Annotated in this window: 11 protein-coding genes and 1 tRNA gene; 11 read left to right on the forward strand and 1 reads right to left on the reverse strand. The window is 58.7% G+C overall.

The window, feature by feature from the left end; translation table 11 throughout:
- Positions 1-83 precede the first annotated feature (83 nt).
- The 5 genes from BIND_RS03470 to BIND_RS21580 all read left to right on the forward strand — a co-directional run bounded on the left by BIND_RS03470 (position 84) and on the right by BIND_RS21580 (position 4,353).
- A complete protein-coding gene (locus BIND_RS03470; protein WP_012383682.1) occupies positions 84-1,052 on the forward strand; it encodes a quinone oxidoreductase family protein in 969 nt (322 codons plus the stop codon).
- A 177-nt stretch (positions 1,053-1,229) separates the two neighbouring features.
- The gene (locus BIND_RS03475) at positions 1,230-2,342 is read left to right on the forward strand and encodes an ABC transporter substrate-binding protein (RefSeq protein ID WP_012383683.1); all 1,113 of its coding nucleotides are present in this window, start codon (positions 1,230-1,232) and stop codon (positions 2,340-2,342) included.
- Positions 2,343-2,371: 29 nt separating this feature from the next.
- On the forward strand, positions 2,372-3,211 hold the full coding sequence (locus tag BIND_RS03480) for an ABC transporter permease (protein ID WP_012383684.1): 840 nt from the start codon (positions 2,372-2,374) through the stop codon (positions 3,209-3,211).
- A 7-nt stretch (positions 3,212-3,218) separates the two neighbouring features.
- The gene (locus tag BIND_RS03485) at positions 3,219-4,007 is read left to right on the forward strand and encodes an ABC transporter ATP-binding protein (protein ID WP_012383685.1); all 789 of its coding nucleotides are present in this window, start codon (positions 3,219-3,221) and stop codon (positions 4,005-4,007) included.
- Positions 4,008-4,188: 181 nt separating this feature from the next.
- A complete protein-coding gene (locus BIND_RS21580; protein WP_012383687.1) occupies positions 4,189-4,353 on the forward strand; it encodes a hypothetical protein in 165 nt (54 codons plus the stop codon).
- 55 nt (positions 4,354-4,408) lie between these two features.
- Here BIND_RS21580 and BIND_RS03490 read toward each other — a convergent pair.
- Positions 4,409-4,485, reverse strand: a tRNA-His gene (locus tag BIND_RS03490).
- A 361-nt stretch (positions 4,486-4,846) separates the two neighbouring features.
- Here BIND_RS03490 and BIND_RS19980 point away from each other — a divergent pair.
- The 6 genes from BIND_RS19980 (at position 4,847) to ftsL (ending at position 10,820) form a co-directional block, all read left to right on the forward strand.
- The gene (locus BIND_RS19980) at positions 4,847-7,033 is read left to right on the forward strand and encodes a sensor histidine kinase (RefSeq protein WP_012383688.1); all 2,187 of its coding nucleotides are present in this window, start codon (positions 4,847-4,849) and stop codon (positions 7,031-7,033) included.
- 181 nt (positions 7,034-7,214) lie between these two features.
- Positions 7,215-7,457 (forward strand): hypothetical protein, encoded by a 243-nt coding sequence (locus BIND_RS03500; RefSeq protein WP_012383689.1) that lies wholly within the window; start codon positions 7,215-7,217, stop codon positions 7,455-7,457.
- A 337-nt stretch (positions 7,458-7,794) separates the two neighbouring features.
- Positions 7,795-8,484 (forward strand): hypothetical protein, encoded by a 690-nt coding sequence (locus tag BIND_RS03505; protein ID WP_012383690.1) that lies wholly within the window; start codon positions 7,795-7,797, stop codon positions 8,482-8,484.
- A gap of 384 nt (positions 8,485-8,868) precedes the next feature.
- Positions 8,869-9,363: a division/cell wall cluster transcriptional repressor MraZ gene (locus tag BIND_RS03510; RefSeq protein ID WP_012383691.1), complete on the forward strand. Its 495-nt coding sequence runs from the start codon at positions 8,869-8,871 to the stop codon at positions 9,361-9,363.
- Positions 9,360-10,427, forward strand: a complete 1,068-nt coding sequence (gene rsmH / locus BIND_RS03515; protein WP_012383692.1) for a 16S rRNA (cytosine(1402)-N(4))-methyltransferase RsmH — start codon at positions 9,360-9,362, stop codon at positions 10,425-10,427. Before BIND_RS03510 ends, rsmH begins: the two co-directional genes overlap by 4 nt.
- Positions 10,428-10,820 (forward strand): cell division protein FtsL, encoded by a 393-nt coding sequence (gene ftsL / locus BIND_RS03520; RefSeq protein ID WP_012383693.1) that lies wholly within the window; start codon positions 10,428-10,430, stop codon positions 10,818-10,820. It abuts the gene before it with no gap.
- The last annotated feature ends 1 nt before the right edge of the window (position 10,821 follow it).

A 10,821-nucleotide genomic window follows, 5' to 3' on the forward strand; every position in this document is an offset into this window, starting at 1 on the left:
ATATTCACATTAAAAGTCAGATTTTAGGGAATTTTCTATCGGAATGCCAGATGCCAGACTCCGGGCAGAAACGGAGATAAACAATGGACAAGAAGGTAGAATTGACCGCCGTGGGTGGCATCGACAAGCTCAGGGTCGCTGACTGCATCCCTCAACAGCCAGCACCCGGCGAACTGCGCATCCGCCACGAAGGTATCGGCGTCAACTTCATCGACATATACCACCGGACTGGGCTTTATCCCTTGCCGCTTCCCGCGATCCTGGGTGTCGAAGGGGCCGGCGTTGTCGAAGCGGTTGGAGCTGACGTCGCTGATTTCCATGTCGGTGATCGTATCGCTTATGCCGGCATCCCAGGCGCCTACGCGGCGACGCGCCTCCTGCCGGCTTGGCGTGCTACCAAATTGCCGGACGACATTAGCGCCAAGACGGCAGCCGCTTCGTTCCTCCGCGGACTGACGGCGCATATGCTTCTGACCCGCACCTATCCGGTTGGGAGGGGAACGACGTTGCTCATTCATGCCGGTGCGGGCGGCCTCGGCATCACGCTGACGAGGTGGGCCAAGCAGCTTGACTGCACCGTCATCGCGACCGTCGGATCGATCGAGAAAGCAGACATTGCACGCGCGAACGGTGCGGATCACGTCATTATCGGTCGTGAGACAGATATCGTTGCCGAGGTCAGTCGTCTGACCAACGCTAAGGGCGTCGATTACGCGATCGATGGCATAGGCGGCGAAACTCTGCGCAAAACGCTCGGTTGCGTCAGGCGTTTCGGGGTCGTGGCCTCCATCGGGCAAGTGGCGGGACCGATCCCTCCTGTCCCCGTTGAAGAGCTTGGCCCCATTCGTTCGCTGTCGCTATCGCGTCCGAGCGTCATGGCCTATACGACGGAACAGGACGCCTATCGTTTCGCAACGCAGGCCGTCATCACAGCGATCCGCCAAGGTATCATTCCAAGCGCTGGCCATGAGTATGGCCTGACGAACGCCGCGCAGGCGCAAAGCGACCTTGAAGCGGGAAAGACGACTGGAAGCCTCGTGCTCGTCCCTTAACCGGAGCCTGACGGATGCAGTGGCGGTCATCAGCCGTGGCGAAGGTCGTGAACGATCTGAAGCAGCACCTCTGGAAATAAAATAAACATATAAGCTATAGAACTTATGTAAAAACTCTTGCCTCCTCCCTCGAGGCATGACAGCTTTGGCCCCAGCGATCTAATGGGGGAGGCCGAAATGCGTTTTTGGGGCAAGGGAGGAGGCAAAGGAAGAGAGAAGCAACGCTGCGCATGGGACCTTGCGGCACTGGCGCTGGCCCTTGGCATGCTGTTGAAACCGGTGGGCCTTTCTCCCGTCCTGGCCGCCGAGGTTTTGCCCTCGATCAACCTTCAACTATCGCCCTGGACCGTCATCGCCGAGGAAAAGGGTTTCTTCTCCGAGGAATTCGACAAGATTGGCACGAAGAAGATCAATCTGGTCGCCCCGGGCGCGGCTGAACTTCTCGGCGCGGAAGCTGCGGCCGTGAACGGAGGCGCCATAGCGGTTGCCCAACGGATGATCTATCCAGCCACTGTGCATAAAGCCAATGGTCTCGATGGCGTGGTCATCTGGGTGTCGGAACCCTCGAACCGTTATCGCGCGCCGATCCTCGCCCGCTCCGATAATGAGAGCATCAAGAATGTGCAGGATCTGGACGGCAAGAAATTCGGATCGAGCCGCATCTCCTGCTATTGGTCCTCGCCCTTTGAAATTCTGACCAAGGCCAGCCTGCCTTTCGATGCACGCGAGAAAAAGGGGCGTGTCCGTTACGAATCGATCGATAATTCGACGGTTGCCGTGGCGGCGGTTCTCTCGGGGGCGACAGACGCCACTTCCGCCCATCTGGCGGCTGGCGCCTTCACCGGTGCATGGCTCTCTGGCAAGTTGAAAGTCATTGGCCGCTCACCCGATGATGGCGTTTATGTCAATGATGCCGGCCGTGTCACTTATTTCGCTCGCCGCGATTTCGTGAACAAATATCCCGAAGTCGTCGAAGCCTTTTTGGCCGCGCGCGAACATACACGCGAATGGACCTTTGATCATGTGGATGAGGCGGCGGCGATCATCGCGAGGCGGACGCGTGTTCCCCTCGATGTCGCCAAATTTCAGATCACTCATGCAGGCGAATGGGAATTCATGGCCGGTGAACCCAATGCCGATCGCGCGCGTCAGGCGATCAAGGCTTTTCAGGGCTGGTATGTGGCCAATGGCGATGACATTCTTTCCGAACGCCGGTTGAGCGATGAACAGGTCGATGCCTTTATCGACGGTCGCTTCTTCGTTGGCGGTTCGCATTCGATCTACCATTGAACGATGCGATCAAAGATATGGGACGATCCATGAGTGTATCCGCCGATGTCATCGACGACGGGTCGGAATCGGCGGGGCGGCCAGCCCGTCTCGGCCAAGTCGCCCTTGTGTTCAAGAACGCCCATCTGATCGGACTCATTCTGCCTGTCAGCCTGTTCATTCTGTGGCAAACGGCGACGTCGTTGAACTGGATCGACCGCGTTTTCCTGCCGCCGCCCTTGGCTGTGCTCAAGGCTTTCTGGCAGATGCTGACGACGCAAAATCTCGCGCTCGACTTTTTCGCCAGTCTCAGCATTGTCGGTCAGGCCTTTCTCTATGGTTCCCTGGCAGCTCTCGGCCTCGGATTCGCCGCGGGGCTTTCACGCAAAGTGGAACTTTTTTTCGGCCCGACCTTCGATACGATCCGCCATATTCCAGCGATCGCCTGGCTGCCCTTGATCGTGCTCTGGCTCGGCATTGGCGCGCCCGCCAAAATTCTGGTCATCGCCAAATCGGTTTTCTTCCCGGTCTTCCTCAATACAGTGCAGGGCATTCGCCAGGTCGAGAGAAATTATGTCGAACTCGCCAAGGTCCTGACACTCACCCGCTGGCAGTTCGTGCGTCAGGTCGTTCTGCCCGCCGCCATGCCAAGCATTCTTGTCTCGCTGCGTTATGCGGCGGGGCTCGCCTGGGCGCTTGTGGTGGTCGCGGAAGGTTTGAGTGGCCTCGAAGGCCTGGGCTTTCTCATCTTCCGTGCGCAAGGTCTCCTGCTGACCGATCAATTGGTGGTCTGCATGGTGATCATCGGCCTTGTTGGTTTCAGCATCGATCGCGTCATGGCGCTGCTGCAACGCCGCCTTCTGCGCTGGAAACAGGGCTTCGAGGGATAGGGCGACCATGAACCCTTTTGTGGCTGGGGCCGGACGTCTTGAAATCAATAATGTCTCTAAAACCTATGCGGTGGCGGGCCGGTCACGGCTGGTTGCGCTTTCGCATGTCGATTTTGCTGTTGAGCCCGGTGCCTTCGTCAGCCTCGTTGGTCCTTCGGGGTGTGGGAAATCGACATTGCTCCGGCTGATCATCGGGCTTGATGATGATTATGAGGGCGCGATCCTTTTAAACGGTGAAAAGATCTCAGGCACGAGCCTGTCACGCGGCATCGTGTTTCAGGAGCACCGTTTATTGCCGTGGCTGACGCTCGAACAGAATATCGGCCTTGGCCTTGCCAATGCGCGGCGGACCGCTGTAGAAAAAGCGGAGGCAATTCGCGAGCACATTGCGCTCGTGGGCCTTGGCGGTTTCGAAAAGGCTTTTCCGCATCAATTGTCTGGTGGCATGGCGCAGCGCGCGGCTATTGCGCGCGGGCTGGTGAACCAGCCCGAAATTCTGCTCCTCGATGAACCCTTGGGAGCGCTCGACGCGCTGACCCGGCTGCGTTTGCAGGATGAGCTTCAGCGCCTCTGGCGGGTGGAGAAAACGACCATGATCCTCGTCACGCATGACGTGGACGAGGCCATTTATCTCAGCACCAAGATCGTTGTCATGGCAGCCAATCCCGGGCGAGTAGTGGACATCGTGGATGTTGATCTGCCTTTTCCGCGTGATCGCGCTGGCCATGCCTTCGCGGATTGCAAGCGCCGGATTCTGACGGTCATGGATGAATATGGCGGCTCAGAAGCGGCATGAAGACGTCTTCACCGGGGCAGGTTTTGCGCCGAATCGTCATATCCGTGGGAAGCGGACCAAGCGTGATCGCGACGGCGACGGAGTTCCGTTCAGCCAGAGGTCAGGCAAGTCGCTTATTTCTTGACGGTGACAAGCCCGAAGGGCTGCGCGCTGAACGAAGCTGCAGGACAGGGGGACAAGGATGACAGTCAATCCTCAAAATCTTCATCTGGTCTTAGTCGCCGTCCTGTTGGCCCTCATCGTTGCGACCGCCCAAACCTCTCCCATGCACAAGTTGGTCGAAGATGGTTTTGCGCGGGCGTTCGGCCACGACATCGCCCGTAGCATCACGCATGCAGGAAAATGACAGGGGTGGTAAGGTGTAGCGGGCTTTCGCGATAAAGCGCGTTCACGGATTTGAATGGTACCGCCACCCCGGCTCGAACGGGGGACCTCTAGATCCACAATCTAGCGCTCTAACCAACTGAGCTATGGCGGCGTAACCTCGGCGAAAAGATTCGCCATGAACTTGTTCCAGCGCCGCGGACCCTAAGAGGAACGCCGGCCGATTGCAAGAGCCTGTAGGCGCTATCCGCATCAAAGCTGAAAAGGACCCGCTTTGGGGATGGCGTAAACACCACGCAAGCAAGCCACGCACCAACCCGTTTCGGCGGAAAAGCGGTGCAGATCCTTTCTGCCTATTAAGGTTAATATTTCAATCACTATATTCCAGGCAGGCTTGGCCTTGCGGTCTGGTGGACCCCGTGCGGTGAAGCCATTAGGGTTTTATTAACGCTCCCGCGCGGGAGCAGGCTCCCCACGCCGGTGCCAGCGGCGGCGATTTGAGAAAGCCTGGACTCATGGACAAGTTTTGCTTCGCGCCGGGTGTCTCTGAGACCACGATCGCGCCGTTCCTGGAAATTTTCGGGCCGGGACCATGGGATGAGGGGGCCATTCTCGGATTCGAGCAGGCAGAGGATCATCAAGGGGCCGGGCTTTTCGTCGCTTTCGCCAGCCAGGCCATGCTGGACCTCTTCGGTGTGACGGCGCTCGAAATTCTGCGGCACCGGTTTTTCCAGCCGGCCGATCCCGGCTTTGGACGACTGGCGGAAATTGCCGCTGATGCCACGCAATCCTTGCGGCTGGCGCGGTTGCGGTTTTTCGTGAATGGCAAGAGCATTGTGCGGACGTTTTGGTGCGGCACGCTCGAACGGCAGGGGCGGCGCATGACCCTCATTGCCGAGGCGCAAGCCTATCGCTCGCGCCTCGTGTTGCAGCAACAGGCACGCCCGCGGCAGGAGCCGGTTGTGGCTTTGCTGGCAGACCCTCTGCCGGATGATATGGCCATCGTGCGGGCGGATCTGGCGCGACGGTTTCCGGGCGAGCGGCCTTTGCGGTTTCTTTGGCGCACGGATGGGGAGCACCGTCTCGTCGAAATCGGTTCCCTCCTCGCCGAGGTGACGGGACTCTTGCCAGAAAAATGGGTCGGAGGACCTTTTTCTTCCTTGTTGCGGGCCTTCGATCCGACGGCCGCGACCATGACCGACTGGATTTTCGCCGCGTGCGAAGGGGTGGACGATCTCAAACTTGCTTGGCCGATCGAGGGACGCACGGTTGCCGTCGATATTGCCCTTGGGGGACTTCCGCGGCGCGACGCCGCTGGCAATTTTGCGGGTTATCAGGGCTTTGGCTTGATTCATAAGGATCGGCTCACGGCGCGCCTGTTGGAACCTCAGGAGGAAGAGGAAGGACAAGCGCTTTCGCCGGTTTTGGCCGAGACCAGGGGAGTGATCGATGCCGGAGAGCCTGTTTCGGCCTTCCCACGGACGGATGAAACAGCGCAAGGACCGGTTGAAGGGGAAAGAGCCGCGCGCCAGGCGCTCGAAGCGCGCATGCATCGCTACGAGAGTGAAGTCCGGGAACTGCATGCCATTCTTGATACGGCGACGGATGGTGTCGCCGTTCTCGATGCGGAAGGCAGGATTCTCACCCTGAACCGTTCGGGCGAGGCCTTGTTCGGCTATGATCGGGGCGAGGTTCTTAGCCAGCCGTTCACCATGCTGATCGCCCCGGCGAGCCGCCGCCGGGCCATGGATTATTTCGAGGGCGTGAAAACCGGAGGCGTCCTCAGTCTGTTGAATGATGGGCGTGAGATTTTTGGCCTCGCCCGCCAGGGCGGCACAATTCCGATCTTCATGACGCTCGGTCGGATTGGCCTCTTCGTCACAGCGGAGACGATGCCGGAACAAGGCGTTTTTGAGAAATATTGCGTGCTGCTGCGCGATATGAGCCATTGGAAAAAAATCGAGCGCGAACTCGAGGCGGCGCGCAAGGAAGCCGAACGGGCGAGTACCTTGAAATCGGATTTCCTCGCCAAGGTCAGCCATGAGATTCGGACACCCTTGAATGCCATTCTCGGATTTACCGAAGTCATCATGGATGAACGGTTTGGGCCGATCGGCAATGAGCGTTACAAGGATTATCTGAAGGACATTCATATGTCCGGCACCCTTGTGATGAGCCTTGTGAACGATCTTCTCGATCTCTCGAAGATCGAGGCTGGCAAGATGGACCTGGACTTCGTCGCCGTTGACACCAATCAGATCATCGCCGACTGCGTCTCGCTCATGCAGCCCCAGGCCAATCGCGAGGGTATTTTGGTGCGCCTTGCGCTGGCGCCGGCCTTGCCGCCGTTGCTCGCCGATGAGAGATCCTTGCGCCAGATCGTGCTCAATCTTCTGTCCAATGCGGTGAAATTCACCGAGCCCGGCGGCCAGGTGATGGTGGCGACGAAATTGATGGAAGACGGCAAGACTCTGATCCGCATCCGCGATACGGGGGCGGGCATGTCGGAGGAGGAGATTGGGATTGCGCTGGAGCCGTTTCGCCAGCTCTCGACCTCGCGTTCCAATCAGGGCACGGGTCTCGGCCTGCCGCTGACCAAAGCCTTGGTCGAGGCCAATCGCGCATCCTTTTCGATCTCCAGCAAGAAGCAGGAAGGCACTGTCGTGGAGATCCTGTTTCCCTCGGCGCGCGCCTTGGTTTGATGCCCTCGCAGGAACAGGCGCGGGGGGCGCTTGCGATGCAATGGCGATCATTGCCGAATAATCCTGTGCGAATAATCGTGTGAGAGTCACGGAACGCTTTGCACGCGAGCGAATTTCTTCCGCACGAATGGGACTCCCGCCCCGGTAAGGAAAAATGAAACGGGTATTGGAGGAGGAAGAGATGAGCGGCCAACAGGGCGAGCACGTCAAAATCAAGCCGACACCGATCCCGATGAGCGAGCAGGAGCAGCAAAACGCCGAACTCGATCGTGAACTCGCCGACACATTTCCGGCGAGCGATGCACCCACGGTGACACGTCGTGAAACGGGGCCAATTGGGGCGCCATTGGGGACAACGCCTCAAGCAGAAGCTGCTATGGCCACCACCGGCAAGAAAGCGAAAAAGGGTAAGGGGCGCAAGTAGACAATAAAGGTGCTTGAATGCCGAGAGGGGTTTGGGTTTCCGTTGATTTGTCCTGTCGATACGACCCATGATTTTAAGCACGTAAGATATTATGCGGCAGGACGAATGTGGAGAGAGCAAGGGCGGCTGATGCCGCCCTTGTCATTTTGTTTTTGTCATTTTGATTTCCCTTGGTCCTCTTGGGATCAAGCCTGCTTCCCCCGGACCAGCAGATGCTTTAAGACCACGGTCGGATTTTCGGGTCGGCTCCATTGAAAAAGAGAGCATGATCAAAGGCTTTTAAACGGATCGCGCTTTCTCCGAGACGATCCGGGATTTCTGCGGGATCTATTTCTCCATGGCTTCCTATGACATGCGCTTCGCCCGCGCATTTTTCGCTCTCTCGCCGCAAGAGCGTTTGCATCGCATGATCGACACGACATTCGAGGATTGGCGGGTCAATCTGAACGAGGGCGTCAGCCTTGTTTATGATTCCGCCTGCGCGATGATCCAGGGCGTGACGGAAAAGATTTTCGGCGTCGATCCGCTCACCCCATCGAGCTTGGACGCAGGCGCCGGGGACGTTTTCGATATTGTGTCGTCCCGCTTGGCCCTGCCGATCGAAACCGGACATGATCAGTTCAATCCCGATGCTGGCGCCCTGACGCGGCCGGACGCTCCCGATCCTTGCCTCTTCCTTTTTGAGACGGCGGTGCGTGCCTTGAGCAGCGAGGATGCGCGTTTCGAGCCTCGTTATCTTCTCCCCAGTGACGCGGCTGAACGGGAGGCGCTTGGCAAACATTATGGCCGGGTGTTTTCCGTGCAATTGCGCTTCTGGACCCAGGACCTGCCGGATTACGAGGCGCGCTATCATGCCCTGCAAGAGGAACTGGCCGACTATCCCGATGTGGTGAAGGCCGAGAAGGTTTTTCGCGTTCCGCTCCGCATCCCCTTGCGTTTCCGGATGAAACATAAAGAGCCGTTCGACCGTGTTGAAACAGCGGTCACAGCTATTGCGATTGGCCGTGAACTCATGATCACGCCCTGATTCGGTTTTGATCTGTCCAATTTATAGTATGTCAATGATTAAAGGGCGCGTGATCCCATGGGATTACGCGCCCTTTCTATCTGGAACCATGGGAGTGATTGGGATTTCTCCCCCGAAAATTGTGGATGACGCTGCTTTAAGTTTGAGCAAATTTTCATGAATTTCACGGCCTATTAACCTTAAGCCCTTCAAATACGGTCAAACTTTTCATTTTGGCCAAATCGCGCGCCAAATCGCTGCGCGTTGACCCCCCATGATTTCCCATGCTATCCCAAATTGTCCCGTTACGAATATCGGCAAGATCCTTTCCAGCGGCCCGCCTCGGCGACCGATCGGTGGTGCTTTGTCTAGTATTCGCGGGAAGTGCTGGCCGGAGTGGGGGGAGTGGACCGTTTTGTCTCGCATTTCACCAACCGGCTGGACGCAAAGGGCCGAGTCTCCATTCCCGCGTCTTTTCGCGCCGTCTTGGCGCGCGACGGGTTCGAGGGCCTCTATGTCCATCCGTCCATCGACGCGGAAGCGATCGATTGTGGTGGGCATGGCTTGTTACGGGAAATCGACGAATTGTTGGGCCGGCTGTCTCCCTATTCGGAAGAGCGCGATATGTTTTCCACCGCGCTGCTTGGCACCAGCGAGATCCTCAAGGTCGATTCGGAAGGCCGGGTCGTTCTGACGGAAAACGTCAAGACTTATGCGGGCATTGGCTCGGAAGTCACGTTCGTCGGTCAAGGGTACAAGTTTCAAATCTGGGAGCCGGGCCGTTTTCGCACGCATCTGGAAGAGGCCAGAAACCGGGTGCGCGATCTCCGCAAGCAGCTCAGTTCCAGACCCGTGGCGCCGGATGCGCAGCCGCCACGACCACATGGAGCACGGGAATGAAATCGGGCCGCGGCGATGAGTCTCCTCTCGCCGCAGGCGGACCGGCCCGACACGTTCCCGTGCTTCGTGAGGAAGTCGTCGCAGCCCTCGATTGCAAAAAAGGCGGTTTCTATCTCGATGCCACTTTCGGGGCAGGGGGATATACGCGCGCTTTGCTCGCCGAGCCTGAAACGCACGTGCTGGCGATTGATCGCGATCCCGAAGCGATTGCGGCAGGCCGGGCTCTGGAGGCGGAAAGCGCCGGCAGGCTTATCCTCGCGCATGGCCGTTTCTCGACGCTCGCCGATATCGCTGCCGCCGAGGGCATTCCTGCATTCGACGGCATCGTGTTCGATATCGGCGTTTCCTCGATGCAGCTCGATCAGCCGGAACGGGGGTTTTCCTTTCGTGGCGAGGGGCCGCTCGACATGCGGATGGAAAGCCGTGGGCCAAGCGCTGCCGATCTCGTCAACACGGCCGATGAGCAAAGGCTCGCGGATATATTCTATTATTTTGGTGAGGAGCGGGCGTCCCGCCGCATCGCCCGGGCGATCGTCACCGACCGCGCGCATACGCCCTTCACCACGACACGCCAGCTTGCCGAACTGATCGCCAGGGTCAATCCGGGTAAGCCCGGAGACATCCATCCGGCGACCCGCGTCTTCCAGGCCTTGCGCATTGCCGTCAATGAAGAGCTTCTCGAACTCGTGCGCGCCTTGGCCGCCGCCGAAGCTCTGTTGCGTGAGGGTGGCAGGCTCGTCGTGGTGACTTTCCATTCTTTGGAGGATCGGATCGTCAAACAATTTCTGGCTGCCCGTTCCGGCCGTGGCCAGGCCGTATCACGGCCGCTGCCGGGTGAGCCCGCGCTCGCGCCGCCCACCTTCATTCTGCCCGGCAAGCAGCCGGTCCTGCCTTCACCGGAAGAAATCGCCGTCAATCCGCGTGCCCGTTCGGCGAAACTGCGGTTCGGCCTGCGCACGGCCGCGCCGGCGCGGGGCCTTGAGTCTGGTCTGTTGCCGCTCGCGACTCTGCCGGAAACCAGCCATCCAAAATCCGCTTCCCATTCCAAATCAAGGAGGCGCTGAATGATCCGTGTCCTCAATCTTTTGACGGTTCTGGCTCTGCTCGGTTCCGCCATTTACGCCTATTCGATCAAATATGAGACCGTGCTTCGGGCTGAAACGATCATGCATTTGAAGCATGCGATCAAGAATAAGCAGGATCAGATCGGCATGGCGCGCGCCGAATGGGCCTATCTGACACGGCCGGAACGGTTGCAGGCGCTCGCCGATAAATTGCTCGACCTGCGTCCAATCGCTCTGAACCAGATCGTCAAGGCCGATGCCTTGCCGAACAAAGGCGCGCGCGTCGATGGGATCGGACGCAAGCTCGAAGCTTTGGGACTCGACCAGCCGACGACCACGCCGCGCGAGGGAGGCTCGGGCGATGCCGCGACGCCGACCTCGGCGCAACGATAGG

Origin of the sequence: Beijerinckia indica subsp. indica ATCC 9039, from assembly GCF_000019845.1 — a bacterium.
In the GTDB taxonomy this organism is placed as follows: domain Bacteria; phylum Pseudomonadota; class Alphaproteobacteria; order Rhizobiales; family Beijerinckiaceae; genus Beijerinckia; species Beijerinckia indica.

Coding starts and splice junctions, on each gene's coding strand:
- BIND_RS03470 (WP_012383682.1), top strand. CDS start 84: ATGGACAAGAAGGTAGAATTGACCGCCGTGGGTGGCATCGACAAGCTC.
- ftsL (WP_012383693.1), top strand. CDS start 10,428: ATGATCCGTGTCCTCAATCTTTTGACGGTTCTGGCTCTGCTCGGTTCC.
- BIND_RS03475 (WP_012383683.1), top strand. CDS start 1,230: ATGCGTTTTTGGGGCAAGGGAGGAGGCAAAGGAAGAGAGAAGCAACGC.
- BIND_RS03505 (WP_012383690.1), top strand. CDS start 7,795: ATGGCTTCCTATGACATGCGCTTCGCCCGCGCATTTTTCGCTCTCTCG.
- BIND_RS03485 (WP_012383685.1), top strand. CDS start 3,219: ATGAACCCTTTTGTGGCTGGGGCCGGACGTCTTGAAATCAATAATGTC.
- BIND_RS03500 (WP_012383689.1), top strand. CDS start 7,215: ATGAGCGGCCAACAGGGCGAGCACGTCAAAATCAAGCCGACACCGATC.
- rsmH (WP_012383692.1), top strand. CDS start 9,360: ATGAAATCGGGCCGCGGCGATGAGTCTCCTCTCGCCGCAGGCGGACCG.
- BIND_RS21580 (WP_012383687.1), top strand. CDS start 4,189: ATGACAGTCAATCCTCAAAATCTTCATCTGGTCTTAGTCGCCGTCCTG.
- BIND_RS03480 (WP_012383684.1), top strand. CDS start 2,372: ATGAGTGTATCCGCCGATGTCATCGACGACGGGTCGGAATCGGCGGGG.
- BIND_RS19980 (WP_012383688.1), top strand. CDS start 4,847: ATGGACAAGTTTTGCTTCGCGCCGGGTGTCTCTGAGACCACGATCGCG.